The sequence below is a fragment of the Caballeronia sp. HLA56 genome (genome assembly GCF_054655155.1).
Genome location: NZ_BAAHOB010000001.1, coordinates 733,021 through 758,660, shown reverse-complemented (window position 1 = coordinate 758,660; position 25,640 = coordinate 733,021). Strand labels below are relative to the sequence as shown.

Sequence of the window (25,640 nt, the reverse complement as noted above, 5' to 3'; positions counted from 1 at the left end):
CGACATGACTCGTCTATCGATCCGTTTGGTTCTCGTCCTGGCGCTCGTCTTGGCGATCGCGCTGACTGGCATTGCGCATGCCGCATCCGGCGACGACGATCCATCGACCGTTATCAGCGACAGCCACGAGTTCGTCGTGGCCGAAGACGGTTCGGTGACGGAGGACGATACCACCGTGTTGCGCGCGAACACGTCGGCCGGCATCGACGAAATTGCGCAGCGTTACGTCTGGTACGACCGCAGCGTGTCGAACGTGGAAATCGTCGAAGCCTATTCCGTCGATGCCAACGGCGCGCGTCACGATGTTTCGCCCGAGCAGATCCGTGACATCCAGGAGCCGCGTTCGGCAGGCGCGCCCACGTTTCAGGACGCCAAGCTGCGCGCGGTGATTTTTCCGGCGGTGGGCATCGGCTCGACGGTGCATCTGCGGTTTCGCAAGAGCCAGGCGAGTCCTGTCATCGCGGGGCAGTTCAACTATTACGTCGATCCAGGTTCGCGGCCGGTGCTTGCACAGCGGCTCATCTTCGATCTGCCCGCGACCAAGCCGCTCTTCGCCGATGCGCGCGGCTATGAAGCCGAGCCGCCCGTCACCGCGAATGGCCGCACGCGCTATGCGTTCGATTACCGTCGCGAACACATTGCGCGCATCGAAACCGGCTCGGTCGCTTACGCGCAATACGGCGACCGTCTGATGGTGTCGACGTTTCCCGATTACGCGAGCTTCGCCGCGAGCTATCGCGAACCTTCCGTGGACCCGAGCACGAAAGATCCCGCCGTGATCGCGTTCGCGCAATCGCTCACACGCAACGACGCCGACGCGCGCGCCAAAGCAAAGACGCTCTACGACTGGGTACGCCGCAATATCCGCTATGTCGCGATGTTCATCGGTCAAAGTCCCGCCGTGCCGCATCGCGTGACGGAGGTACTTGCGAATCGTTATGGCGATTGCAAGGACCATGTCGCGCTGTTCGGCGCGTTGCTCGATGCCGTGGGCATTCGCAACGAGCCCGCGCTGATTGGCCTGGGCGCGGTGTATTCGCTGCCTTCGGTGCCAGGCTACGGCGCGGGCGCGATCAATCACGTCATCACATGGATGCCCGATCTGAATCTATATGCGGATAGCACGGCGGCGAGCGTCGAGTTTGGCTATCTGCCACTCGCGGACATGGATCGCCCGACCGTGCTCGTGAATGCCGGCAAGCTTTCGCACACGCCATCCACGCAGCCCTTGTCGCGCGCGGCGCGATTGCAGATCGACGTGGCGCCCGGAGGCGTCGCCAACTTTGCGTACTGGGTCGAGGATGCAGGATGGAGTGCCGAGATCGAGCGTATGAATTTGCGTTCGGCGAATACGGAGCGGCGCGAGCAGATCGCAACGGACCGTCTGCGTTATACGAATCTGCGTGGCGCGGGCGCGCTCACGACCAGCGATGTCGATGCCACGAGCGGCCCCTTCGCCACGACCGTGAACGGCACGCTTGACGACGTGGTCTGGCCCACTGGCACGACCGCGTTGCCCGCGTTGACGAGTCTCTCGGGCGGCATCGCGACGCAGGCGCGCAACTGGCTTGCGGAGCGCGTGCGTACGCAACCTTATCTGTGCGTAGGCGGCGTGTTCGACGAGGTATCGCAGATCGTGCTTCCTCGTACGATGCACGTGGTCGAAGTGCCCGACAACCTCGACCTCGATAGCGGCTTCTTCCGCTTTTCATCGCGCTATCTGTTCGATGCAGCGACCAACACGATTCAGATCTCGCGCACTTTCACCGCGAATTTCGGCAAGCAGGTCTGCACGCCCGAGGACTTTCAGGCGGCGCAGCCGGTGCTTAAGAAGATCGAGCGCGATACGCAAGGGCAGATCATCGTGAAGGCGCGTCATTGATAAGACATGGTGAAGGTGACGAGCCCGGACAGGCTGCCAGGCGACACGGTCGATGCCACCCGGATGTATTGCACGACGAGCGGAATGCTCATTGGGCCGCCTGTCGACGTGGCGACCATCCATTGGCCCGGGTTGCCAGCCACGGATGTATCGGCGCCAAAATTCACCGCTGTATCGCCGTTGAGGATTTGCAATGCAACACCTTGCGCGGTCGAATCGCTAGTCGGCGTCAGTGTGTTGGAGCGGTTGCCTGGCGCCACGCTGTCAGTTAGGGTCACGAATACGCGTATGTTCGACGCGCAGTCGAGGTTGATCGAAAGCGGTGTTGGCTCGGCGGATGCACCGACCGCCTTCAATGCAGATGTATTCACCGTTTTCATCGTGACATAAATTACCGACGACTTGACCGAACAAGTCGCGCCGACTACCGCGAATGGCGAGGTGCTCAGAATGGCGTCGACGAGCGTTCCTCCAAGCATCATCTGCGCGGTCAAGGCGCCATTCACTGTACCGTTCCCTACCGATCCGGTTGCGACGACCTCCACGCCGAGCGTCGTTCCGTTCCAGGCCCACTGACCATTGAAGGTCTCCCCGTCGCCAGCGCCCCAGTATCGCCGCACGCCGCCGTAGCTGTCGTAAAAGCGCATACCGATGCCCGGCACGTTGGTGGCGAAAGTGTAAGGACTCGCGGAGACCTGGGCGCCGCCGGTGACGCTCCGGTTGACGATCCCGTTACTTGCGCACGTGGCGAAATTACCTGAAGCCGGGATGGCGGTTTGCTGCGGAGCGTTATACAGCAACGTACCGACCGCGGTATCGCGTCCAACGCTGACGCTAGGAATTGCGAAGACGTAAGTCTGCGTGCTCTGACCATTTATCCAGGTGCAGACTGCGTGCGCCACGTTCGAACCTAGCAGCGCTGCAACGGCAATGGCCACTCTTGCCGAGGAAAAGCGCGCTGTGGCGTACGGTGACGAAGTGAAAAAACGCATGGCTTTCACGATGATCGGAAGGGTCAATGAGTATGCCGATCGTTGCGGATGAATCCTGCCCTGGACGATTAAGCGATAGCACAAAATTCATTCGTCATCACGCTTGCGTTGCGTGCCTTCACTGCGCGTCACGCGCTACACGAAAACCGTTCTGCGATTGCCTCACGCTCGAGCTGTATTTGAATCGCGTGGCCGATTGCATATAGCTCGCGCCTTCGCGCCACGAGCCGCCGCGAATCACGCGCACTGAACATGATGGATCGTCCCACGCGTGGCCATCGGCCGGTGCGCCTTTGTAGTTGCCGTGCCAGCAGTCGGCGACCCATTCCCAGACGCTGCCGTTCATGTCGTGGAGACCATACGGATTCGCGGCAAATGAGCCTACGGGCGTCGGCGCTTCGGGACGATAAGGCTCGCCGCAATCCTTGCAGTCGGCGTTGCCTTTCTTCATTTGATCGCCCCACCAGTAAGTGCTCTGCGTGCCGCCGCGCGCCGCATATTCCCATTCGGCCTCGGTCGGCAGGCGATATGCCTTGCCGCCCACCTTGCTCAACCATTTGACGTAGACCTGCGCGTCGTCCCAACTGACGTTGCGCATCGGCGCATTGGCGGGCGGCGCGTTGCCGGCGTCGCCATCGGGTGAGATACGTGTGCATGCGCCGGCATCGGCGCATGCATTCCATTGTTCGATTGTCACTTCATATTTGCCGATGAGATACGGCTGCGCAATGGCCACGCGATGCGGCGGCTTTTCTGCGGGATCGTCGTTGTTGCTGCCCATGTTGAAGCTGCCAGCCGAGAGCGGGACCAGCGCGGGACAAGACGGGCAGTCTTTTACTTCGGCCCCTGCGGAAGTCTTCGCTGCGGGTTTGGATGCAACTGCGACAGTGGCGGTCGTGGTTGCCGGTGCAGGCGTGGGCGTGGGCGTGGGCGCGGTTTGACGCGGCTTTTCAACGACGACAGGCGGCGCGGGCTTGGGCGTCGGCGCCGGAGTAGGCGAAGCTGGCAACTGCGGCGATGCCGCGGGCTTCGCACTTGCGGCCGCCGCACGCAAGCGATCGATACGCGCCTTGGCAAGCGTGGCGAATCGTCCGTTCGGATACGCCTTCAAATAGGCTTCGTAATCGCTTGGGTACGTGCTGTCCTTGATCGATTCCCAGAAGGTCAGTTCGTATTGCTCGCTGCTGTCCTTGGGAAGAATGCCTCGCGTATGCGTACCCGTGGCGGATTGCGTCGCATCGATGGCGTCCGTGGAAGCAAACGACATCGGTGCGAGTGTGAATGCGGCATCGAGTGTCGATGCGATCCACGGCCGTTGGCTATCGTGCGTCAGCCGCGCGACATTTGCGGCGGCTATTTCGAATACCCGGGATGTGGTGCGTGCTTCGCCGGACATCGCTCGTAACAGCGCGGCGGTGTAAAGGCCGTTGCGTTCCGTCTCGGCGGCTTCGGTCGCAAAAGTAGTTGCGTACGCAACCAGTGTGTTCGCGGGCAACGACACGCTCTCGGTGGGCGCGGCACCGAAGGGATCGTTCAGACACATGTCGAGCACGACGATGTTCGCGGCATCCGGACGGCGCTGCACCATGCGCGCCACGACATCCTTCACCGGAATACCTTTCTCGACCAGCGTGACGGGCGCATCGGCGCGGGCATCGAGCGGGGCGAGCAGGGCATCGCCGCCTGCCTGCAGACCGTGGCCCGCAAAGTAGACGAGCGCGGTATCGTGTGGACCCAGTTGCATGACGAACGTGTCGAGCGCGTCGCGCATGGCGGTTTCGTTGAGATCGATACGGCGCGTCACGTTGAATCCGAGCGACGTGAGCGCAACGCTCATATCGTATGCGTCGTGCTCCGCGGCCGGCAGCGGGGCGTCGCCGTAGTGCGTATTGCCGATAACGAGCGCCATGCGATTCACATGAGTGTCGGCGGCCGCGACCGGAGGTCTCTCAAGCGGTGGATCGGAAGGCGCTGCGAACGCGCCGCCCATCGTCACGAACATGCCTGCGATGAAGAGAGTCCGCCACATATTCACACCCTTTCGGTCCGGCTTGATTAGGGGCGCGCCGTTCGCGCGTCTGTCGTTGTCGCCTGGATGCTCATGCAAAGTCGGCGCATGCGAGGACCATGCATTTGCCGTCGCGCTCGTGCATCTGCAGCACAAACAAAGATAGCACGCGGTCAGTCGGCACTTAAATCCCCATTAAGCAGGTATGCGTGATGAGGAGTGCGCTTCCGTTCTCTGGTAAGTATCTTTTTTAAACGTTACGTTCTAATCTAAAAACCTGACGACGGCTTGATCGCTCCACGCACGAGCGTACGACAGTATCTTCAGCTCGCACATTCGTCAGTCCTTCATGTGACTGTTCATCAAGAGGCATGCACAACATGTTGAGAAGAACCGTGCTTGGCGCACTGGCTTCACTCGCCGCCGTCGCCGCCGATACGTCTTTTTCCGCCGCGCGTCAGCGCACTCCCGCTCCGCCGAACGCCGAGGCATACATCATCTGGCCGCCCGACGGCGCCGTGATCTCGGGCGGCAAACTTTGGGTACGCATGGGACTGCGCAACATGGGCGTCTGTCCGAAGGGCGTGGACATGCCCAACGTCGGACATCACCACTTGCTGATCGATACGGACCTGCCACCGCTCGATCAGGAGATTCCCTCCGACCGCAATCACTTTCACTATGGCGCGGGCGAGACCGATGCGCGCCTGGAGCTTCCGCCGGGCAAGCACACGCTACAGCTGCTGATGGGCGACTACAACCACGTACCGCACGATCCTCCTGTTTATTCCAAGAAGATCACCATCACGATGAGATGAAGCATGCACGGCAACCGCGCAGCCGAGGGGAATGACATGAAGAACCGAACCGTCAGCGCAATCGCGCTATCACGTTTTGCATTGCTTGCCGCTGTGTTTGCAGTGCAATTCGCCGTAGCGGGGCCGACGCCGGCGCCCGCCAACGCTTACGCCTATATCGGCTATCCAAACGATGGCCAGACCTTCGCGGCGGGCAAACCTATCAAGGTGTGGTTCGGTCTACGGTACATGGGCGTAGCGCCGCGCGGCGTCAAATTCCCTAACACGGGGCATCATCACCTGTTGATCGATACGGACTTGCCGCCGATGGATCAGGAGATTCCGTCAGACCGCAATCACTTGCACTACGGCGCGGGCGAAACGGAAACGACTATCGAACTTCCACCGGGCAAGCACACACTTCAGCTCTTGATGGGCGATGACCGGCACATCCCGACCGACCCGCCTGTGTACTCGAAGAAGATCACGATCTACGTCAAGTAAGCGGCGCGCATGCCTTAAGCGCCGCCTTTCCCTGTTGATACGCCGTATCCGCAGACGTTTCGCGGATGAGAGCGTTCGTCTCGGGCCCAAGAAAAGCGATGTCGTTCGATAACGGACAGTTGGAGTCCGAAGTGTTGGTAGAAGACCATCATCAGTGGGTTGAGTTTTAAGCGCATTACGTCGACCGTGCTTATGTGCGACAAGGCTTTGCTAGATATTTTTCCGCATCGAACGACGACTGGCACACCCTATGCATTTAACAGCTCACGCAAACAAGTTGTCGCCAACCACCACCCGATGCGCAAAGCGCGAAGTCCCAAGGAGAACCGCCATGACCACGCTGACCATTCAAGACCTGCCTGTTACCGAAGAGCTCGATCGCCAGACGATGTCGGCCGTGCGCGGCGGCATGTCGTTCCTGTTTCCCGGCATCGACATCACGAAGTTCGAATCTTCGTTCAGCACGCAGCAACTGATCGGCCAGACCCAGAACACGGTGAATCAAAACGGCGTGGGCGTGGCCTTCGGCGGCAACATGATGTCGAACGTCATGCCAAAGCAGGAAGCGCAGAACATCAGCACCGTCAACCTTGGCGCCAGTCCCGTACTGAGCTAAATCAACCTTATCCAGGAGCCTTCGATCATGTCCACTCTGACCATCCGCGATCTTTCCCATCAAGCCGAAATGGACCGTGACGCAATGTCGGCCGTGCGCGGCGGCATGAATTTCCTCATGCCGTTCTATAGCAGCAGCGCGTTCGATCTGAGCGGTACGACGGAACAACTCGCAAACCAGACGCAAAACACGTTCAACCAGAACGGCCTCAACGCTGCATTCGCAAGCGACATGACCTCGAACGTCAAGCCGAAGCAGGACGCACACAACGTCAGCAACATCAACGTGTTCACGCCGTTTGTTTCGTGAAGCCGGGAATAAAAGCGGCAGTGACGCGGTAAAGCATCAATGTGGTTACGCGGTAAAGGCGAGGCACGGGGAGTCTCGCTTGCAATACCCGCCCGCCGTTCGCAAGACGGCGGGCGGCCTCCGATTCGATCCGTATGGCATCCCGTTCCGCCTTGTGATTTACTCGATGAATCGACGAGCCGGGCCGCGACGCCTCCACACTCAACCTGACCGTCGGTGCGCGTTCACCGGGAGCGAGATCGTGCAAGCCTTGTTGCCATCGTTGCGCTTTGGCTCTTTGCGCTTAGGCTCTTTGCGCTTTGGGCTGCTACGCGTCGGCCTTGCAAGCGGGCTTGCTCTGCTCGCCGGTTGCATCGACGTGAAGGTGCCGACTTATCAACGCCCGGACACGCCTGAGAAGACCGCCTTCACCAAGATCGACGCGCCCAAGGTCGCAGCGGCTGCCACCATTCAGCCCGACTGGTGGAAGCAGTTCCACGATCCCGCGCTGGATACGCTCGTCGGCCAGGCTATCGACAACAACTTCGATATCAAGGTGCTGGCCGCGCGCATCAACGTGGCGGGCGCGCAGATCGGCGAGGCCCGTGCGGGCGCGTTGCCTTCCATGGATGCGGGTGCGGGCGCGAGCTTCGAAAAGACCACTGGCCAGATGTTTTCGAAGCAATACAACCTGGGCACGCAAGTGAACTGGGACATCGACATCTGGGGCGCGGTGGAAAAAGGCGTGCAAGCCCAGAAGGCCGAATTTCGCGCGACGGAGGCCGACTGGCGCGCGGGTTATCTCGAACTCGTCGCCAACGTTTCGACCACTTACTTCCAGATTCTTCAGTTCGACGATCAGATTGAGCAGCAGAAGAAGACCATCGCGACCAACCGGCAAATCCTGACGATCTTCGAGGGCATGGAAAAGAACGGTCTCGTGCCCCATACGCAGGTTTTGACGCAGCGCGCGGAATTGAACCGCCTCACGCGCGATCTGCTGGAATTGCGCCGTTCGCGCGATCTTGCCAATAACGCGCTCGCTACATTGACAGGCGTTCCCGCAGGCGAATTCAAGCTGCCGGAAGGGCATCTGCAAACGCGTGTGCAGGCGCCGCCGGTGCCGTCGGGGCTGCCATCGCAGTTGCTCGCACGGCGTCCCGATCTCGTCGCGGCGGAGTATCGCGTGCTCGAATCGTATGACCTCGTCGGTCAGGCGAAGCTCGCGCAATTGCCGACCATCAGTCTCACCGGGCGCGGCGGCAGCGCCAGTTTCGCGCTGACGGACCTGCTCAAAACTTTCACCTTCAGCTTTCTGCCAAGCATCAACATCCCGGTTCTCGATCCGAGCGTTCGTGCTCACGTGAAGACCACCGAAGCGCAAACCACGGTCGCGGAACAGCAATATCGCAGCACCGTCATGAGCGCGTTCGAGGAAGTAGAGAATGCGCTCGTGAATCTCGATTCGCATACGAAGCAGCGCGTCGAGTTGCAACAGGAAGTAGAGCATCTGACCATCGTCGCGGCGCAGATCGACGCGCAGCTCAAGGAAGGCGTGATTTCTCAGCTGGAAGTGTTTGAAACCGAGCGCACCTTGCTCGCCGCACAGCTTGCGCTGCTCGCCAATCATCAGCAGATCCTGTCGGATACGGTGACGCTCTATAAGGCGCTCGGCGGCGGATGGCCAACGGTGAATGTTCAGAACGCATCCACGGATACACCTCAGTGAGCAATCCTCAAGCTTTGCTAACGATCGTTCCATATCGCCTCAAGCGGCTCGCGTATGGCGTTTTAAGCCAGTGCTGCACGATTGACTACGATAATGCGTGACTTAAACTTTCAACACCCGCCGTCGCATAGCTCGGCTGGCGGGACGACCCATCCGCTCCATGCGCCGCTCAAGGCTCGTGGACTCACTTCGTGACATGGACATGGCTCCAGGCGATCCGATAGCGGAACAGCAGCCGAACGTGGGCGAAGCGTTCGATGTCGTCCTGAAGCCGCTCGCTCGTAACGGAATCGGCGAGAATTTGGCGGAGATTCGTATCGACGAAAATCTCTTCGCCATTGGCCGCGCGGAAGCACCGTTCGATACCAGCCCGCCCGAAGCCGTCGCCCAACTCTCGCGTCGTCATGCGCGCATCTTCATCGAGCATGGCCTCGTCTATATCGCCGATCTCGGCAGCAAGAACGGCACCGCCGTGAATGGCACACCCGTGCGCGAAATGCCCGTGCGCGTTCGTGCGGGCGATGAGATCGGGTTCGGCAACCGTCTCGCATACCGCGTGCAATTTGCACCGCGCAAGCGCCGCAACGTGGCCGTCAAGCCCTTGAGCATCACGCTCGTTCCGCAGCGCAACGACCTGAACTTGCAGCCAGTCGAATTGCTGCAATTCCCGTTTCTCGTGAGCAAGAGCGACGCTACGTTTGCGCGTCATCGAGAGCAGTATCCACATCAGGTGAATTACGTATCGCGGCGGCATGCGCACGTGTTCGTCAAGGGCGCGGCGCCGTTCGTCGAAGACCTTGGCAGCACCAACGGCACCTTCGTGAATGGCGCGCGCCTGGGCGAGTCAGCGGTCGAACTGAAGAATGGCGACACGCTTGCCTTCGGAGGCACGCATTTCGTCTATGTCGTGCATCTGCATGGCGAAGAGAGCGAATCGACGCTCACGGAAATGGCTGCCTCGCATGCCGACAATAACTTCGACAGCGACAAGACGACCTTCGTCGGATCGGCGCACTCGTTCCTCGATATCTTTTGCGTCGATCAGGCTGCGGCGATCGAAGACGAAATCAATCTGGATTCGCAGCCTGTCCCCGCAAAAGAAGCCGCCCCTGAAAAGAAGCGGCGTGGCAAGACGGCGCTTTTCGTTTCCGAATTGCATACGGCCTTCGCAGGCGATGACCGTCGTACAACGCGCCGCACGCGCATGATTGGAGCGGGTGTGCTGATCGCGATGCTCGCCGGTGGTGCGGCGCTCTTTTACAGCGGATCGAACGAACGTCAGGCGAAATCGCTGCTGGCGCAGGGCGACTATGCACAAGCTGCGAGCGTCACGAGCGACTATCTGCTTACGCATCCGCAAGACACGCAATTCGCCGCGATGAACACGGAAGCCGTGCTCAAGGGAAATGTTCCGCGCTGGCTGGCCGCGTTGCAACATGGCGACTTCGCCAACGCCGACGCCATCATCGCGCAGATGAAAGCCCTCGGTCAGAACAATCCCGATGTGCGCTCCATGATCGACGAGCTCGACTGGATAGGCAAACTGGAGAGCTTCGTGATGAGCCGCGGAGGTCCTGATGCGCCCATTCGCATGTATGACGATGAAGGACGGATCGGCGCAATTCTGAAGCACTGGGAAGCGGATGCGTCGGGGCATCAACGCGATCTCGACCGGCTTGCGGGCTATGTGCCCGAGTTTCGCGAGCCGTATGCGCTTGCACTTAGTCATCTGCGCAAGTTGCAGAGCGACGACTCTGTCTACCTCGCGGCTATCGAGCGATTGAATGCGACCATCGTTAAGGGTCTTGCGCAAGACGATCTCGATTCCATCGACGGCGCGCTCAAGGATTATGCGGACAAATATCCGCGACTGGGCGGCCTCGATCGCGTGCGCGCCGATCTCAAGCGCTATGCGGATCTGCGCAGCGCGGCGAGCGGCACGAGCCTCGCACCGCTTGCCGCAACCATAAATACGGCGAATTTTTCGACGCCGCCTTTTCAGGAGCGGTATCAACAGATCAGTGCGGATCAACTGCCGCCACCTGAGGTGCTCAGACAATACGCTGCAATCGCCGATGCCTGGCGCGACGGCAAGACGCCGGATGCGTTGGACGGGTTGCAGAAATTGCCGCAAGGCTCATGGTCCGCGACTGCGCAAAAGGAACTCGCGCACAAGAAAGCCGTGGCCGCGCAATACGCAGATTTGCAGAAGGCGCGCGGCACGAAAGCTTATGACGAAGCGCTGCTGTCGTTCTACGAAACGCTCGATCTCGATAGCGACACGTGGTTCGCAAACAAGGTCGTGCCTGATGTCGCTTCGCTCCGGGACAAGGCTGCTGCGCGCGCGCAAAGCCTCATGTCGCAAGCACAGACGCTATGGAATCAGTATCGGACGAACGGTGGCATCGGCGGATCGCAACGGCTCGAATCGGGTGTGTCGGACACGTTCCGCAGTCAGGCGCGACTTCTCACCGATGCCGAGGATGCGGCCACACGCGGCATGCGCATCTTCCGGCAAGTGAAGGCCGACAACGGTAAGTGGGCGGCGCTTGCAAGCGAGATAGACAACGAGGCGAGCCTGCAGCGCCGCTCGCTGCAGGATCTACGCATGGTGCTCGAACCGCAGTTGCTCAAGACCAAGCTCGGCTTGATCGGTGCCAACACCATCACGACGGCAACCACGGGAGGCACGAGCGGTGAAGAAAGACGCGCACCTTAAACCTTTATCGGAAGCGCTGGTCGATCATGGCGCGGAAGGTATCGCCATACTCACGGCCGAGCCGCTGCGCCTGACGCAAGCCCTCATCTACACGATGGTCGCGCTGGTCGCGTCCGCGCTCGTCTGGTCGTTCGTGGGACATGCGGATGTCACCGTGGCCGCGCAAGGCACGCTCGCGCCGGAGTCCGAAGTGCGGCGCTTCTACGCGCCGATCGACGGCGAGCTTGCCGAGCTTTTCATCGCGGAAGGCCAGCCCGTACGCAAAGATGACGTCGTCGCGCGCCTCAATGCACGTGGTGCAATCGAAGCGGCGACCAATGCGCTCGAAGCGCAACTCAAGCTCGACGATGCGGAACGCGAATGGAAGCAGTTCCCCGAGAAGAAGCTGCTCATGCAGCGCAAGATCGTCGCGCTGAAGAATCAGATGGAAGTGGAAGAGCATCAGCATCAACAGCGCGTGAACGAAGGCACGAGCAAGCTCGCGGAAGGACAGAAGGCGCAATTGCAGGAACAACGCAGCGTGCTCGAAAACGCCCGCCGCGCACGCGATGCCGCGAAGACCGAACTCGACCGCTTCACACGGCTCTTTGCCTTGCCGGGCGGCGGCGGGGTGTCGGAATCGCAAGTGGAAGTCAAACGCAACGCGTATCTCGAAGCCGATGGCGGCTATCGCGTGGAACAGTCGAAACTTGCAGAACTGGATTTTCGTCTGAGCCACGAATTCACGCAGGCGAAGGCGCAACTCGAAACGAGCGGACAGGAATCGACCAATCTGCGCTTGCAATATGAATCCGCCATGCGCGAAGTGGCGAGCACGGAAGACAAGTTGCGTCTGCAACTACAGACCGCGCGGCTCGTGGCGGATGCTGCCGCGCGCATCAAGTTCGAAAATATCGACAAGGATAATTTTCTGCTGATACTCGCGCCGGTATCGGGCGTCGTCACCGATGTCACATCCACGCAGACCGGTGACAAGATTCAGGCAAACACGCCGTTGGGCGGCATTGCCCCCGCCAACGCCAGGCCCGTGTTAAAGATCGAAATTGCGGAACACGATCGTGCTTTTCTTCGCGAGGGACAGCACGTCAAGCTCAAATTTAACGCGTTTCCTTACCAACGCTATGGCGTGATCGACGGCACGCTCGCGTTCATCTCGCCCGCGACCAAGCCGAGCCCTGGCACGAAGCAGCCTGTCTACGAAGGACGCGTGACACTCGATCGCGACTTCTATCAGGTGGCCGACACGAAATATCCGCTGCGTTACGGCATGACCGCCACTGCCGAGATCGTCGTGCGCGAGCGCCGGCTCATCGACCTCGGGCTCGACCCCTTCCGCAATGTGGCGGGATAGGGAAGGAGGGTTACGCACGCGGAACCGGTCGGACATGCTGCGAGATGCATCCTCAAATCAACGGAGAACGACATGACGGCGATAGTGCGAATCGACGACGAAGTGGTCGATGTCGGCGAACTGATTAGACTGTTGAAGCTCAACGGCCAGTTCGACGGCCTGCTGGAGCAACTGGTGCGCGACAAGCTGACCGTGCGCGCGGCGAAGAAGGCGGGCGTCAAGCTAAGCGACGATGAGATCCAGACGCGCGCCGACCAGTTCCGTCGCATTCGCGGACTGCATCGCGCGGCCGACATGAACAACTATCTCGATGCGCTTTCCGTGAGTCTCGACGAGTTCGAAGTGTTCATCACCGACACGCTGTATCAGGAAAAAATGCTTGAAAACATCGGTACGGAGCGCGAGGTCGAAGAATATTTTCAGCTCAATTCGCCGAAGTTCGACAGTATCGAAGTGAGCCACATTCTGCTCGATACCGAAGGCAGCGCGCGCGAAATGATCTCGTATCTCAACGACGACCCAGACAGCTTTGCGGACATGGCCCGCGAACATTCGCTCGCCGATACGCGCGAAGAAGGCGGCGTGATAGGCCGCGTGATGCGCGGGCAACTCAAGCCGGAGATCGAAGCGAAGGTCTTCAATGCAGAAGCCGGTGATCTGCTCGGCCCGTTCATATCCGCCGATGGCTCTTCCTATGAGATTTTCTCGGTTACGTCGAAGTATCCCGCGAAGCTCGATCAGGACGTTGCAGCCGAGATTCGCCGGCTATTGCGCGAGGAATGGCTGGTGGCGCGCGCGCAGGAACATGTGATCGAAGCACGTTAAGCCAGAACCAAGCCGAAACTACGACAGAGCGAACGATATGGACGCCCCTTCGAGCCTGGATGCGCCCGCCGACTTTCTCGCGACCGTGGAGATTCTTTCGCCGTTCACGCGCGAGGAGATCGCGCAACTCGCGGAACATGCTCAGTCGCGCCGCTTTGGCTTCGGTGAAACCGTGTGCAATGCGCGGGATTCCGCCGACGGGCTCTACGTCGTGAAGGCCGGCTCTGTGCGCATCTTTACCGAGGAGCACGGCAAGGAAATCAGCATGGGAGTGAAGAAGGCGAGCGAGACGTTCGCGGATATCGCCATGCTGCGCGAGTATCGCCATGAATCGTCGGTGCGTTCTTCAGGCAAGACAGAACTGCTGTTCATCCCGCGCAATGCGATCGAGCCGATTATCGCAAGAAACCCGGCTGCGCTCGCGTTCGTCACGAGCTTCGTCGCGATCAGTTCGGCGGGCGGCTTCGTCGCGAAACTGTTCGATCTGCGCGGCAAATTGAACAAGGCCGAACTCGAGGAATGCGTGCGCAGCGTGGGCGTCAAGCGCGTCGGCGAAGGCAAGGAGATCTTCAAGCAAGACTCGCGCGACGACCGGCGCCTCTATGTCGTGCGGCAGGGCGAAGTGCGGATCGTGCGCGAAGACGGCAACGAAAAGCATGTGCTCGCCACGCTCGGGCCTGGTGAAATCTTCGGCGAGAAGGCGTGCGTGATGCGTCAGGAGCAGATGGCGTCGGCCATTGCGCTCACGGACACGCGCCTGCTCGTGATCCCTGAAAAGACGGTGCATTTCATCATCGAGCGCAATGTGAAGCTGCGCGAAGTGCTGGAAGAACGCATTCGTTTCAGCGAGCGCGAACTGCAGCGTCAGAAGAAACTCGCTGAGCGTCGCAGACTGCCGTCGATGCTCGATCTCCACACCAAGCCCGAGATGGGCGAGCGCGTCATCAAGCGCTTTGCGTGGGTCGAGCAGGCCGAGGAAATGGATTGCGGCGCCGCGTGTCTTGCGATGATCTGCAAGCACTACGGCATCAACATGACGCTCGGCAAACTGCGCGAACTGGCGAACGTCACGACGCAAGGCGCAACGCTCGACAGTCTTGCGCGCGCCGGCGATGCGCTCGGCTTCACCACGCGCGGCGTGCAGTGCACGTTCGAGTCGCTACGCGGCTTCGAGATGCCGTTCATCGCGCATTGGGAGGGATATCACTACATCATCGTCTACGGCATTTCGAAAGACAACGTGTGGGTCGCGGACCCGGCCATCGGCTTCAAGAAGATGACCGTGGGCGAGTTCGAGCGCGGCTGGAGCGGCACATGTCTGCTCTTTTCTCCGGTGCAGGACATGGCGCGGCAAGCGGTATCGCGTTCGCCGTGGATTCGCTTCGTGGGGTATCTAAAGCCGTACAAGAAGGTCCTGCTGCATCTGTTTCTAGCGACCTTCGTGATTCAAGTGCTGGGCGTAATTCCGCCGCTCATCATCCAGAACATTCTCGATGGCGTGATCGTGCATCAGAACGTCAGCTTGCTGCATGTGCTGATAGGCGGGTTGATCATCTCGAACCTGTTCACTCAGCTCATGTCGACCATTCGTGCCTATCTTGCGAACTTCATGGTGCGCAACATGGACTTCGCGATGATGTCGCAGTTCTTCAGGCACACGTTCTCGCTGCCCTTCAGCTTTTTCGCCAAGCGCAAGACCGGCGACGTTTTCGCGCGCTTCCAGGAAAACCACACCATTCGCGCTTTTCTCACCGAATCCACGGTGACGACGGTACTCAATCTGCTGATGATCTTCATCTACTTCACGATCATGTTTCTCTACAACGTGAAGCTGACCTTGTTGCTGATTGCCTTCGTCATCCCGATGACGGCGCTTACCATCCTCGCCACGCCGCGCATCAAGCAGAATGCGCGCGAAGCGTTTTCTTCGGCTACAGACGCACGTTCGTTTCTCATGGAAGCCTTGGGCGGCGTCGAAACGGTGAAGGGGATGGGCATCGAGCGTGCGGTGCGGCTCAAGTGGGAAAAGAAGTACGCAAAGTCGCTCGAAGTGCAATACAAGTCGCAACGCTTCAATATCGGCGTAGGCTTGTGCAGCCAGTTGCTGAATGCAGGTACGACTATCGCCGTATTGTGGGTCGGAGCAAACCTCGTGCTTTCGCGCGAACTGAGCATTGGCCAGTTGATTGCGTTCAATGCTTTCATGGGTAGCGTGCTGTCGCCGCTCATGGGCCTCATCAACTTATGGAGTCTCGTGAACGATGCCGGCGTGGCAATGGAGCGTCTCGGCGATGTGCTCGACATAGACCCGGAGCAGAAACCTTCGGAGATGGAGCAGCGCGTGATGTTGCCCGACTTGCAGGGCGAAATCAGCTTTAACGGTGTGTATTTTCGCTATGGCGAAGGCGACACGCCTTACGTGCTGGAAAATATCAGCTTCGATATCAAGCCCGGCGAACTCATCGCGGTAGTCGGAAGAAGCGGTTCAGGCAAGACGACGCTTGCCAAGCTGCTCGTTGGTTTCTATGCGCCGAGCGAAGGCAAGATGACAGTGGACGGCTACGACCTGAGCGTCATCGACAAGGGATTTTATCGCGCGCAGATTGGTTATGTCATGCAGAGCAACTTGCTGTTCTCGGGCACGATAGCGGAGAACATCGCGAGCGGCGAGGAGTCGCCGGATAGAAGGCGTATCGAGGAAGTGGCCAAGATGGCGGATGCGCATGCGTTCATCGTCAAGCTGCCGCTAGGGTATGAGCAGGTGGTGGGCGAACGTGGCGTGGGTTTGTCGGGTGGACAGATTCAGCGGCTCTGTATCGCGCGCGCGCTGTATCACGACCCACGTCTGCTGGTTTTCGACGAAGCCACGTCCGCGCTCGATACGCAATCCGAGAGCAATATCCTCGGCAACATGCAGGAGATTCTCAAGGGACGCACCGCGGTCATCATCGCGCACAGGCTTTCCACCATCATGCGTGCCGACAAGATTCTGGTGCTGTATGAAGGCGGTATCGTGGAGCAGGGCAGGCATGATGAGCTGGTCGCAAGAAAGGGCATGTATTACCAACTCGTGCAGAAGCAACTGAGCGCAGCATGAAAATACTAGACCAACCGGAAAGCGACAGCGGCGTGCCCGCATCGGCCATATCGTATGCGGGCATCATCGAGAAGATCGAGATTTTGCGTTCCACCTTGCGATGGACATCGCGGCTGGAGCGGCCGGAGATCGAAAAGCTTCTGCGTCAGGCGAGTTCCTTGCGCGATGAGGTCATGCAGCTTTCGCACAAGGAGCGCTTCATTCAGGCCGCTGCTGCCGAACCTCGACGCGATATGTCACCGGGCTCGCGGCGTCAGGCCTTGATCGAACGCAGCTTCGTATTCGAAGGCACGTTCGGCGATAACCCGAAGCTGCTCGAAGCCCTGGAAATAGCGGAAAAAGCCGCGCCTACGGATCTTCCCGTGCTGATCGACGGCGAGAGCGGCACGGGCAAGGAACTGATGGCCAAGGTCATTCATGCGAATGGCTCGCGCGCTGACAAGCCTTATATCTCCGTGAATTGCGGGGCCATTCCAGATAATCTGCTGGAATCCGAACTATTCGGGCATCGCAAGGGCGCGTTCACGGGCGCGACCAACGACCGCAAGGGCAAGTTCGAGAGCGCGCATACGGGCACCATATTTCTCGATGAAATTGGCGAGCTGCCGTTGGTTGGGCAGGTGAAGCTGTTGCGCGTGCTCGAAGCGCACGAGATTCAGCGCGTGGGTTCGGATGAAGCCATTTCGGTGGATGCGCGCATCGTCGCGGCGACGAATCGCAATCTGCGGCGCTTCTGCGATGAAGGTCGCTTTCGCGAAGACCTGTTTTATCGCTTGAGCGTGATTCATCTGACCTTGCCCGCGCTGCGTGAACGCCGCGACGAGATACCGCTCTTGCTGTCTTACTTCGGCGATGAAGCGGCGGCCACGCTCAAGCGCCGGCCCATCAAGATGTCCCCACGTTTAAGGGACTTTATGCGCAATTACGATTATCCCGGCAACATCCGCGAGTTGCGCAACATCATCTATCGCATCGCTTGTCTTGCAGGCGAGATGGCGGATATCGAGCATCTTCCGCTGGACATCCGGCCGAAGACATCGCTCTCATTGGCGATGGGCGGTCCTGCCGCGAATGGCAACGGCATTGCGACGGCGAGTTCGCTGAGCGAAGCCAAGCGCGTTGCGAGTGACGAAGCGGAGCGCGCATTTCTCGAACGTGGGTTGCATGAAGTGGGCGGCACGGTGGCCGAACTTGCGCGGCGGTATGAGATGAACCGGTCGCATCTGCAGATGCTTTTAAAGAAACACGGGCTGCATTCGAAGGACTTCAGGCTTGCGGCGCAAAAGAGCAGGGAAGGACAGTAGCTTCAATGTAGTGATCGTCCGTGTTAGACTGTACATACAATTGTCAATACGGGTGATGCGTGCATTTCGAGTGGGACGAAGCCAAGAACCAGACCAACATTCGGAAGCACGGCATTGATTTTCGAGACGCAGTAGACGTATTCAACCATCCGGTTCTGACCTGGTTGGATTCGCGGGAGGACTACGGCGAGGAGCACTGGATTGCGCTGGGCTGGATGAGCGCCACGGTGGGCGTCGTAGTGTATGTCGAGCGGTGCGCAGACGCGGTGCGAATCATCTCGGCGCGCAAGGCAACCAGACATGAGGCAAAGCGCTATGAGCAAAAAATCGGCAACTGACTGGAAGCGGCTCGAGCAGGCACGAGACGCTGATATCGACCTGACTGAAATCCCGGAGCTTGACGACACCTTCTTCGAACAGGCTCAACTGCATGTGCCGCCGAAGCAGGCCGTCACCATGCGGCTGGATGCAGACGTGCTCAAATGGTTTCGTGAGCAAGGGAAGGGGTATCAAACACGCATCAATCGGCTTCTGCGCGCGTATATGCAGATGCATCAGCAGCGCCATTCGTAAGCGCTTACAGGCCAGGATTAACCTGCGTCCTATCCAAAGCCATCAAATCCTCCGCACGCGCGACGACAACCGAAATGTTGTCGCGCCCGCCGCGTTCCAGCGCAATCTCCAGCAGCCTCTGCGCCGCGAGCTCGCAACTGCTCAACGCAAGCTGCGCCACCATCTCGTCCTCGCTCACTTCGTTCGAAAGACCATCGCTGCAAAGCAGGAACGTATCGCCATCGTGCAGCGTGATGGAATCTTCGTCGAGATCGAGGAAGTCGAGCGCGCCAACCGCACGCGTGATGAGATGCTGCGCCGGATGATGCAGCGCCTCTTCCGCCGTCAATTGTCCGCGCGCCTTCAATTCTTCCACGTGACTGTGATCGCGCGTGAGTTGCCGCAGCCGCCCGCGCCGCAGTAGATAGATACGGCTGTCGCCCGCCCACAGATAACCGCATACGCCGTCTCGCGCAGCCAGCAACACCACCGTGCTGCCGATTCGCGATACCTGCCGTCGCGCCGCTTCCGCACGCAAGCGCGCGTTGATATCGAGCAAATGCGCCCGTGCATCCGCCAGTGCGCTTTGTGCCGTCATGCTCGCCAAGCTCTCGATCACCATGCGGCTCGCCAGATCGCCGACCGCGTGACCGCCCATGCCGTCTGCGACGGCCCACAGGCCATGTTCGGGCGCATCGAGCAGCGCGTCTTCGTTGATCTGGCGCACGAGGCCCGCGTCGGTGCGCGCAGCGGATGTCCATCGAAACTCGTTGCTGAAGGTCACGGCAACCTCCCAAGGTCCTGACTGGCGCGTCATGCGGTCGGCCGAGGCGCGCGGCCCCAGTCATTGTGCACTCAACCGCCGAGCTTATCCCGCGCGATTGCTGGACAGCGCGTTGGGACTGACGGTGAGCGTCGCGCCCGCGCCGGTGTTGTTCACATCGACGCTCTGATACTGGTTGACCATCTGACCGACGCTGATGTTGTTCGTGATGTCGTAGATGTTCACCACGCTGCTGCCGCCACCGCCTTGCTGACGGTCCGCGACATATGGCGTGATCCAGCCGAAGAGCCAAGGCGCGCCACCGCCGCCACTGATGGCCAACATCGCCGCGCGATCGAGTTCGCGGTCGTGATCCAGATCGGTGATGGTGATTGCGCTCATTGCGGCTCTCCTTGTTTGCTCGAATTCGATGCGGGCACTTATGCAAGGGCTATGCCGATTTGCATGCGCCTCCGCCATCGGCTTATTCGATGCGGCCTTCGCCCTATGTCGATGCCCGCGCCTTTGCGTCATCAGTTGGACCGTCGCCAACAACCGCTGTTGGCAGACAACCGAACGACCAACACTACCAACCGAACGCGCACGGGCGCTCTATTGATGCTCTGGCGCCAACACATCGCCCTCCTAGACTGTTGGTTAATAATCAACAACCGCTATCTGGAATCTAACGTAAAACGGTGATTTTCTACATAAATCAAACATTTAAGAACACTGGCAAGAAACCTGCAAACGACTCCGCAACAAGCCGCCGAACAGACACTTCGGCGCGACGAGACCAAAATTGGAGCGAGCCATGTCGAACACCCAACCGTCCGGACCGAACGATACCCAAGCTGCCGCGTGCAGCCTGTCGTTCGATGACGAACCGGCCATCGGCGCCGAACTCGTCACGCGCCGCTCGGGTTACGAACATCACGGACTCTATGCGGGCAACGGCCGGGTTATCCATTACGCGGGATTCGCCAAGTCGCTGCATCGCGGTCCGGTGGAAGAAGTCAGTCTCGCGCAATTCGCGGGCGGCCATGACGTAACCATCCGCCAAAACCCGACCGCGTGCTTCGTCGGCCTGGAAGCAGTGCGCCGCGCCCGCAGCCGGCTCGGTGAAGACCGGTATCGCTTGTTGACCAACAACTGCGAGCACTTCGTGACGTGGTGCCTGTTCGGCCAAAGCCAAAGCCGCCAGGTTCGCGCCTGCTTCGCCCATCCGCGCGTGGCGTGGCGCGCGGTGACGGGATTGTTTCGCGCCTATGTCGCTGCCGATCGGCAACGCCGCCTGAACGCCGCTCTCGTCGCCTGAACGGCATGACCAGAAAGGAGACCATCATGCACACCATTCAAAACTCGCTGCACTGGGCCGTCGACAAATGGCTCGCCCCGAGCGCGGCGCATCCGGCACGCGTCGTGCGGCTGTGTCGCTCGCAGGTCACGGGCTCGCGCTACGTCTGCATCGAGGCGTGGCACGCGAACGGACCGCTTGCGATCATCTTCTTCCGGCACGACGACGGCACCTGGAACGTGTTTCCCCCGCAAGCAAGACGCCCGTCGATGAGCCCGCAACGGCTTGCCGCCTGATACAGCGAAAGCGCCCGAGCCGCGCGAAGTCCCGGCTTTGACACGATGATCGCGCTGCCGCTACTCTAGCGGCAGGTTTATCGGCCGTGAGCACAGGCAGCCATCGCTGTGGTAGTTTCACGTCCGAGAACCCGCCCGACCATTGAGGACTTTGCCGATGACCCAGCCCGACTCCACTTCCCCCGCCCGCGCGATGCCCGATTCCGAAGTCGGCGACAATCCGCTCGGCATCGCGGGGCTGGAGTTCGTCGAGTTTTCCAGCCCGGACCCGCAGGGCCTCGCCGCTTTATTCGAGCGGCTGGGCTTCGTGCCGGTCGCGCAGCATGTCAGCAAGGCGGTCACGCTGTTTCGTCAGGGCAGCATGAATTTCCTCCTGAACGCAGAGCCGGATTCCTTCGCGTCGCGCTTCGCCGAATCGCATGGCGTGGGCATTGCCGCCATCGGCATTCGCGTGGTGGACGCGGCGCTCGCTCACGAGCGCGCGGTCGAATTCGGCGCCTGGGATTTCGAAGGCGAGAAGATCGGCCCGAACGAGCTGGCCATTCCGGCCATTCAGGGTATTGGCGACTCGCACATTTATTTCGTCGATCACTGGCCAGGCAAGGATAGCGGCGTGTCCACGATCTACGACATCGATTTCCGGCCCATTGCCGGCGCGAAGGCCGAGCCAGGCGGCACCGGTCTCTTCGAAGTGGATCACTTCACGCAGACGGTCGGCGCGGGCCGCATCCGCGAATGGCTCGATTTCTACCGCGAAGTGCTGCACTTCTCGGAGATTCATCAGGTGCATCCGGACTGGCATGTTTCGCAGGACTCCGCGGTCACGGTTTCGCCCTGCGGCAACATCCGCATTCCGGTGTACGAGGAAGGCACGTATCGCACGGATCTCATGCAGCAGTATCTGCCCGATCACGAAGGTGAAGGCGTGCAGCATATTGCGTTGGCATCGCAAGACATCTTCGCTTCCGTCGATGCCCTCATGGCGCGCGGCATGCGCTTTCTGAATCCGCCGCCGCGTTACTACGATCAGATCGACGAACGCCTGCCCGGACACGGACTCGATATCGACAAGCTGCGTGCGCGCGGCATTCTCGTGGACGGCGAGATTCTGCCGGACGGCACGCCGCAACTCTTCCTGCAAACCTTCGCCGAGCGCGAACCGGGCGACATGTTCTTCGAGATCGTCGAGCGTCGCGGGCATCACGGCTTCGGCGAAGGCAATCTGAGCGCCATCGCGAAGGCACGCGGTTGAGCGTCAGGCGAACGTGCCCGCGCGCTCACTGCACGACGATCGTCCCCGTCATATGCGGATGCAGCGAGCAGAAGTACTTGTAAGTGCCGGGCTTGTCGAACACATGCGAGTAGCTTTGGCCGCTGTCGAGCGGGTCTGACTTGAATGACTTCGCTTCGTCCGCGACCGTATGCAGCATGTCGTCATGATTCACCCACGTCACCTTGGTGCCGACCGGCACGGTGACGCTCGGCTGGCTGAAAGCGAAATTGTCGATGCTGATGGTCGGCGTATTCATCGCCACCATCTGCTGCGCGGGTTCCTCCGCGCACGCCGAGGGAATGATGCCGACGAGTCCCTTGACGACGAGCGCAAGCGCGGCCTGACGCGCGACGCGTCCGGCAAGAGGACGCAATCTGGAGGGCGAGACATAGCTCGCGAGCGTGGCGACGTTCATGCCTTATCTCCTGCAAGCGGGGTATCGACGACGGCGAGATATTCGCGGCCCTGCACATGCGTGACTTCGCGCAGACCGAGCATGGAGCGCAGCTTGTCCGCGCCGACTTTCATCGGTCCGGGCCCCGATGCGGCGCCGGGCGCAGGCTGCGGAAACGCGGTGGACATGGCCGAATAGAAGCGCATGTCGCCTTCCACTTTTTGCGCTACCTGATGCACATGGCCGTTGAGCACCGTGACGGACCCGAAGCGTTTGAAGAGCGCGAGCGCTTGTGCGCTGTCGTCGGTGCCCCAGCCCCATTGCGGATAAAGCGCCCACAGCGGGATATGCGCGAACACGACGATCGGCGTGCTGCTCGAGCGTCCTTGCAGATCGGCCTTGAGCCAGGCGAGTTGCGCATCGCCGAGAAAGCCGAGACCGCCGCCCTTGAGGTCGATGACATTGGTCAGGCCGATGAAATGCACGCCGCTTTCGTCGAAGCTGTACCAGTGCCGGTCGCCGCTCCTGCCGTATTGCGCGGGAAGACGCGAGAAGAACGGGTTGCCGTCCTCGACCAGCACGTCATGCTCGCCCGGCACGTAGTGCACCTGCATGCCCGCCTTGCGGATGATCTGGTCGGCGGTATCGAATTCGGCGGGCTTCGACAGATGCGTGACGTCGCCGGTATGAATCATGAACGCGGGCTGCTTCGGCATGGCGCTTACGCGATTGATCGCTTCTTCCAGCGTGCTCGTCGGTTCCGTGTTCGGGTCCTTGCTGAAGCCAATGTGACTGTCGCTGATCTGCACGAAGCTGAACGAACTCGTCTTCTTCTCAGCCGCCTGCGCCGATGAAATGATGCTCGACACCGGCACGCCGCCGCTCACCGTCCACAGCACGCCCGCGCTGGCCCAGGCCATGCAGGACAATGCAGTGCGCCGGCGCTTGCCGTGGTCGTCGAGTTCCTGCGCGTCGGGCAGGTCTTTCGGGTCGTGTGTCATGCGCACTCCTTGAATACGAACAATGCGGCCGCGTTTCATGGTTTGCTGAAGCTCACGCGCATGGCGGCACGATGCATGGGCGTGAAGCCGGCGCGTTCATGTTCGAGTGCTGAAGCTGCGCGGCATCCGTCCATCGAACCGGCGAGAGCGTCGCGATATTCCCGATTCGTCTCGTCGATTTTATTTTTTCGATTACGCCGCTTCGGCGGGAATAAATCGCGCCCAGGGCGAGTACATGTGACGAGGGCGTTGCAAGGTAATGAAAACGTCGAACCCTGTTCCCAAGGAGACCCGCGCGATGTGGCCCAGGTCCAAAGCAGATAAGTCCGCGGAAAGCCGAACACAGGCGGCGGGCGTGGACGCGCGTTTCGAGGCGACATTCATGCCGCATCTCGATGCCGCGTACAACCTCGCGCGCTGGCTGTCCGGCAGTCCGAGCGACGCCGACGATGTCGTGCAGGAAGCCTATCTGCGCGCCTTTCGTTTCTTCAGCGGCTTCGAGGAGGGCGAGGAAGCGAACGCGCGTGCATGGCTCTTTGCCATCGTGCGAAATACGTGGTTCACGGAATGGCGCCGCCGCGTGCAACTCGCCGACGCGACGCCCTACGACGAAGAAATCGCCGGGGAGCAAGCGCTGCCCGGCTGGTCCGAGGAAGCGGGCATAGACCCGGAAACGCTTGCGGTACGCAAGGACGAGGTGCATATCGTGCATCGCGCACTCGAAACCTTGCCCATTCCGTTTCGTGAAGTGCTGGTCCTGAGAGAGCTGGAAGACATGAGTTACAAGGAAGTGGCCGCCGTGACGGGCGTGCCGATAGGAACGGTGATGTCACGGCTCGCGCGCGGCCGCAAGTTGCTGGCGCTCGCCGTGCACGCCGCGCAGGACAAACCGGGCATGCGGCTCGTGCGTCGCACGGGGCCGGGTCTTGAGGAGTCGGGCAATGGACAATAACGACACCGCCTCGCTCGCAACGAGGCTCATCGACGGCTCGCTGACTCATCGCGCGCCCGCGCATTTGCGTGCTCAGGTGCTCTCGCGCATCCGGGCCGAAGCGGAAGACGTCAAGGTGCGGGAACGCGCGCGCGAACGAAACCAGCAGGACGAGCAGAGCGAACGCTCGGCCCGTTCATGGCTATGGTTCGCCACGCCCGTGCCGTTCTTCGGCGGCGCGTTCGCGGGCGGCACGCTGGCCGCGCTCGTGCTCGGCGCGATGCTGTGGTTTCAGGCCGTGCCGCATGGCGTGAGTGGTGCGGGCGATCCGCTTGCACAGGAGATCGTCGCGAGTCACGTGCGTTCACTGATGTCGGACCGGCCTATCGACGTGCTGTCGAGCGACAAGCATACGGTGAAGCCGTGGTTCAACGGACGTATCGACTATGCGCCGCCCGTCATCGATCCGGCCGGGCCGGGCTTCGCGCTGGTCGGCGGCAGGCTCGATTACGTCAATCATCGGCCGGTGGCGGTGGTGGTGTATCGCTATCTGAAGCATCCGATCGACGTGTACGTGTTTCCCTCGGGCAAGGGCGGCGCATCGCTCGACACGAAGGAAGGGGCGGCCGCCGTCACGCAATCCGACGACGGTTATGCGCTCGCACGCTGGAATCGCGACGGCATGACCTTCTGGGCCGTCACCGATGCCTCCGGCTCGGTCATGCGTCAGTTCGTGCAGGCTATCGAGGCAGGCTCGCCGCGTTAAGCCGGGCCGCGATCAAAAGAGCAATCGTGCGCAAGTTGCGCGCGGCGTTCCTTAAGGAAGCCGCGCGTTTCTTTTGCCGCACGCGCTGATGCGCTTACGCATCTGCAATCTACCTGACTAAGGGTTTATTCCATCTCGTCGCACATTACGTCGCGTCGGGAGTGCGCTAACGCTCGTGCTGTTCGGGTATGTCCGAATATGGTCTGATCCTTACAATTTTCTAATATCGATCACCGCATTCGTAAATTGCCGTTC

The 25,640-nt window shown here is 60.4% G+C and carries 24 protein-coding genes; 18 read left to right on the top strand and 6 right to left on the bottom strand.

Features of this window, described 5'->3' with window-relative positions; translation table 11 throughout:
- The first annotated feature begins 4 nt into the window (after nt 1–4).
- Nucleotides 5–1,882, top strand: a complete 1,878-nt coding sequence (locus ACYQ47_RS03530) for a DUF3857 domain-containing transglutaminase family protein (protein WP_459904476.1) — start codon at nt 5–7, stop codon at nt 1,880–1,882.
- Here ACYQ47_RS03530 and ACYQ47_RS03525 read toward each other — a convergent pair.
- On the bottom strand, nt 1,876–2,874 hold the full coding sequence (locus tag ACYQ47_RS03525) for a fimbrial protein (RefSeq protein WP_459904475.1): 999 nt from the start codon (nt 2,872–2,874) through the stop codon (nt 1,876–1,878). The genes ACYQ47_RS03530 and ACYQ47_RS03525 overlap by 7 nt on opposite strands.
- A gap of 118 nt (nt 2,875–2,992) precedes the next feature.
- Entirely contained in the window at nt 2,993–4,903 is a 1,911-nt protein-coding gene (locus ACYQ47_RS03520; protein WP_459904474.1) for an SUMF1/EgtB/PvdO family nonheme iron enzyme, read from the bottom strand.
- Between the two features lie 359 nt (nt 4,904–5,262).
- On the opposite strand from ACYQ47_RS03520, the gene ACYQ47_RS03515 reads away from it, so the two are divergent.
- The 12 genes from ACYQ47_RS03515 to ACYQ47_RS03460 all read left to right on the top strand — a co-directional run bounded on the left by ACYQ47_RS03515 (nt 5,263) and on the right by ACYQ47_RS03460 (nt 18,685).
- A complete protein-coding gene (locus ACYQ47_RS03515) occupies nt 5,263–5,700 on the top strand; it encodes a DUF4399 domain-containing protein (RefSeq protein ID WP_459904473.1) in 438 nt (145 codons plus the stop codon).
- A 36-nt stretch (nt 5,701–5,736) separates the two neighbouring features.
- A complete protein-coding gene (locus ACYQ47_RS03510; protein ID WP_244829620.1) occupies nt 5,737–6,183 on the top strand; it encodes a DUF4399 domain-containing protein in 447 nt (148 codons plus the stop codon).
- Nucleotides 6,184–6,514: 331 nt separating this feature from the next.
- Nucleotides 6,515–6,799, top strand: coding sequence for a hypothetical protein (locus tag ACYQ47_RS03505; RefSeq protein ID WP_250493432.1), 285 nt, complete (start codon nt 6,515–6,517; stop codon nt 6,797–6,799).
- Nucleotides 6,800–6,826: 27 nt separating this feature from the next.
- Nucleotides 6,827–7,108, top strand: a complete 282-nt coding sequence (locus ACYQ47_RS03500; protein WP_459904471.1) for a hypothetical protein — start codon at nt 6,827–6,829, stop codon at nt 7,106–7,108.
- Between the two features lie 241 nt (nt 7,109–7,349).
- Complete coding sequence (locus ACYQ47_RS03495) at nt 7,350–8,816, top strand: efflux transporter outer membrane subunit (RefSeq protein WP_459904470.1); 1,467 nt, start codon at nt 7,350–7,352, stop codon at nt 8,814–8,816.
- A 202-nt stretch (nt 8,817–9,018) separates the two neighbouring features.
- Complete coding sequence (locus tag ACYQ47_RS03490; protein WP_459904823.1) at nt 9,019–11,535, top strand: FHA domain-containing protein; 2,517 nt, start codon at nt 9,019–9,021, stop codon at nt 11,533–11,535.
- A complete protein-coding gene (locus ACYQ47_RS03485; RefSeq protein ID WP_244829623.1) occupies nt 11,513–12,886 on the top strand; it encodes an HlyD family efflux transporter periplasmic adaptor subunit in 1,374 nt (457 codons plus the stop codon). Before ACYQ47_RS03490 ends, ACYQ47_RS03485 begins: the two co-directional genes overlap by 23 nt.
- Before the next feature lie 72 nt (nt 12,887–12,958).
- Nucleotides 12,959–13,711: a peptidylprolyl isomerase gene (locus tag ACYQ47_RS03480; protein WP_250467109.1), complete on the top strand. Its 753-nt coding sequence runs from the start codon at nt 12,959–12,961 to the stop codon at nt 13,709–13,711.
- Nucleotides 13,712–13,748: 37 nt separating this feature from the next.
- On the top strand, nt 13,749–16,808 hold the full coding sequence (locus ACYQ47_RS03475) for a peptidase domain-containing ABC transporter (RefSeq protein ID WP_459904469.1): 3,060 nt from the start codon (nt 13,749–13,751) through the stop codon (nt 16,806–16,808).
- Complete coding sequence (locus ACYQ47_RS03470; RefSeq protein ID WP_250493429.1) at nt 16,805–18,112, top strand: sigma-54 interaction domain-containing protein; 1,308 nt, start codon at nt 16,805–16,807, stop codon at nt 18,110–18,112. The genes ACYQ47_RS03475 and ACYQ47_RS03470 overlap by 4 nt, the downstream gene beginning before the upstream one ends.
- Nucleotides 18,113–18,171: 59 nt before the next feature.
- Entirely contained in the window at nt 18,172–18,450 is a 279-nt protein-coding gene (locus tag ACYQ47_RS03465; protein ID WP_459904468.1) for a BrnT family toxin, read from the top strand.
- The gene (locus ACYQ47_RS03460; RefSeq protein WP_459904467.1) at nt 18,428–18,685 is read left to right on the top strand and encodes a BrnA antitoxin family protein; all 258 of its coding nucleotides are present in this window, start codon (nt 18,428–18,430) and stop codon (nt 18,683–18,685) included. The genes ACYQ47_RS03465 and ACYQ47_RS03460 overlap by 23 nt, the downstream gene beginning before the upstream one ends.
- Nucleotides 18,686–18,689: 4 nt before the next feature.
- Here the strand turns inward: ACYQ47_RS03460 and ACYQ47_RS03455 are convergent, their stop codons facing one another.
- Nucleotides 18,690–19,448, bottom strand: a complete 759-nt coding sequence (locus tag ACYQ47_RS03455; RefSeq protein ID WP_459904465.1) for a PP2C family protein-serine/threonine phosphatase — start codon at nt 19,446–19,448, stop codon at nt 18,690–18,692.
- 84 nt (nt 19,449–19,532) lie between these two features.
- Entirely contained in the window at nt 19,533–19,829 is a 297-nt protein-coding gene (locus ACYQ47_RS03450) for a hypothetical protein (RefSeq protein WP_244829628.1), read from the bottom strand.
- 412 nt (nt 19,830–20,241) lie between these two features.
- Here ACYQ47_RS03450 and ACYQ47_RS03445 point away from each other — a divergent pair, with 412 nt between their 5' ends.
- From ACYQ47_RS03445 to ACYQ47_RS03435, 3 genes are all read left to right on the top strand, one after another.
- Nucleotides 20,242–20,745 (top strand): lecithin retinol acyltransferase family protein, encoded by a 504-nt coding sequence (locus ACYQ47_RS03445; RefSeq protein ID WP_459904464.1) that lies wholly within the window; start codon nt 20,242–20,244, stop codon nt 20,743–20,745.
- 26 nt (nt 20,746–20,771) lie between these two features.
- On the top strand, nt 20,772–21,020 hold the full coding sequence (locus tag ACYQ47_RS03440; RefSeq protein WP_244829630.1) for a hypothetical protein: 249 nt from the start codon (nt 20,772–20,774) through the stop codon (nt 21,018–21,020).
- 157 nt (nt 21,021–21,177) lie between these two features.
- Nucleotides 21,178–22,272 (top strand): 4-hydroxyphenylpyruvate dioxygenase family protein, encoded by a 1,095-nt coding sequence (locus tag ACYQ47_RS03435; RefSeq protein ID WP_244829631.1) that lies wholly within the window; start codon nt 21,178–21,180, stop codon nt 22,270–22,272.
- Nucleotides 22,273–22,297: 25 nt separating this feature from the next.
- Here the strand turns inward: ACYQ47_RS03435 and ACYQ47_RS03430 are convergent, their stop codons facing one another.
- Both ACYQ47_RS03430 and ACYQ47_RS03425 read right to left on the bottom strand, forming a co-directional pair.
- Entirely contained in the window at nt 22,298–22,708 is a 411-nt protein-coding gene (locus ACYQ47_RS03430; protein WP_250493426.1) for a cupredoxin domain-containing protein, read from the bottom strand.
- Nucleotides 22,705–23,688, bottom strand: coding sequence for a metallophosphoesterase family protein (locus ACYQ47_RS03425; protein WP_459904462.1), 984 nt, complete (start codon nt 23,686–23,688; stop codon nt 22,705–22,707). The genes ACYQ47_RS03430 and ACYQ47_RS03425 overlap by 4 nt, the downstream gene beginning before the upstream one ends.
- Before the next feature lie 298 nt (nt 23,689–23,986).
- On the opposite strand from ACYQ47_RS03425, the gene ACYQ47_RS03420 reads away from it, so the two are divergent.
- The gene (locus tag ACYQ47_RS03420) at nt 23,987–24,640 is read left to right on the top strand and encodes an RNA polymerase sigma factor (RefSeq protein WP_250467091.1); all 654 of its coding nucleotides are present in this window, start codon (nt 23,987–23,989) and stop codon (nt 24,638–24,640) included.
- Entirely contained in the window at nt 24,630–25,385 is a 756-nt protein-coding gene (locus ACYQ47_RS03415; RefSeq protein WP_459904461.1) for an anti-sigma factor family protein, read from the top strand. The genes ACYQ47_RS03420 and ACYQ47_RS03415 overlap by 11 nt, the downstream gene beginning before the upstream one ends.
- Nucleotides 25,386–25,640 lie beyond the last annotated feature (255 nt).

Excerpts from the sequence above, each read along its gene's own strand:
- ACYQ47_RS03420 (WP_250467091.1), top strand. The coding sequence starts at position 23,987 with ATGTGGCCCAGGTCCAAAGCAGATAAGTCCGCGGAAAGCCGAACACAG.
- ACYQ47_RS03500 (WP_459904471.1), top strand. The coding sequence starts at position 6,827 with ATGTCCACTCTGACCATCCGCGATCTTTCCCATCAAGCCGAAATGGAC.
- ACYQ47_RS03460 (WP_459904467.1), top strand. The coding sequence starts at position 18,428 with ATGAGCAAAAAATCGGCAACTGACTGGAAGCGGCTCGAGCAGGCACGA.
- ACYQ47_RS03450 (WP_244829628.1), bottom strand. The coding sequence starts at position 19,829 with ATGAGCGCAATCACCATCACCGATCTGGATCACGACCGCGAACTCGAT.
- ACYQ47_RS03515 (WP_459904473.1), top strand. The coding sequence starts at position 5,263 with ATGTTGAGAAGAACCGTGCTTGGCGCACTGGCTTCACTCGCCGCCGTC.
- ACYQ47_RS03510 (WP_244829620.1), top strand. The coding sequence starts at position 5,737 with ATGAAGAACCGAACCGTCAGCGCAATCGCGCTATCACGTTTTGCATTG.
- ACYQ47_RS03490 (WP_459904823.1), top strand. The coding sequence starts at position 9,019 with ATGGCTCCAGGCGATCCGATAGCGGAACAGCAGCCGAACGTGGGCGAA.
- ACYQ47_RS03435 (WP_244829631.1), top strand. The coding sequence starts at position 21,178 with ATGACCCAGCCCGACTCCACTTCCCCCGCCCGCGCGATGCCCGATTCC.
- ACYQ47_RS03445 (WP_459904464.1), top strand. The coding sequence starts at position 20,242 with ATGTCGAACACCCAACCGTCCGGACCGAACGATACCCAAGCTGCCGCG.
- ACYQ47_RS03525 (WP_459904475.1), bottom strand. The coding sequence starts at position 2,874 with ATGCGTTTTTTCACTTCGTCACCGTACGCCACAGCGCGCTTTTCCTCG.
- ACYQ47_RS03440 (WP_244829630.1), top strand. The coding sequence starts at position 20,772 with ATGCACACCATTCAAAACTCGCTGCACTGGGCCGTCGACAAATGGCTC.
- ACYQ47_RS03430 (WP_250493426.1), bottom strand. The coding sequence starts at position 22,708 with ATGAACGTCGCCACGCTCGCGAGCTATGTCTCGCCCTCCAGATTGCGT.
- ACYQ47_RS03470 (WP_250493429.1), top strand. The coding sequence starts at position 16,805 with ATGAAAATACTAGACCAACCGGAAAGCGACAGCGGCGTGCCCGCATCG.
- ACYQ47_RS03505 (WP_250493432.1), top strand. The coding sequence starts at position 6,515 with ATGACCACGCTGACCATTCAAGACCTGCCTGTTACCGAAGAGCTCGAT.
- ACYQ47_RS03415 (WP_459904461.1), top strand. The coding sequence starts at position 24,630 with ATGGACAATAACGACACCGCCTCGCTCGCAACGAGGCTCATCGACGGC.
- ACYQ47_RS03480 (WP_250467109.1), top strand. The coding sequence starts at position 12,959 with ATGACGGCGATAGTGCGAATCGACGACGAAGTGGTCGATGTCGGCGAA.
- ACYQ47_RS03475 (WP_459904469.1), top strand. The coding sequence starts at position 13,749 with ATGGACGCCCCTTCGAGCCTGGATGCGCCCGCCGACTTTCTCGCGACC.
- ACYQ47_RS03425 (WP_459904462.1), bottom strand. The coding sequence starts at position 23,688 with ATGACACACGACCCGAAAGACCTGCCCGACGCGCAGGAACTCGACGAC.
- ACYQ47_RS03530 (WP_459904476.1), top strand. The coding sequence starts at position 5 with ATGACTCGTCTATCGATCCGTTTGGTTCTCGTCCTGGCGCTCGTCTTG.
- ACYQ47_RS03520 (WP_459904474.1), bottom strand. The coding sequence starts at position 4,903 with ATGTGGCGGACTCTCTTCATCGCAGGCATGTTCGTGACGATGGGCGGC.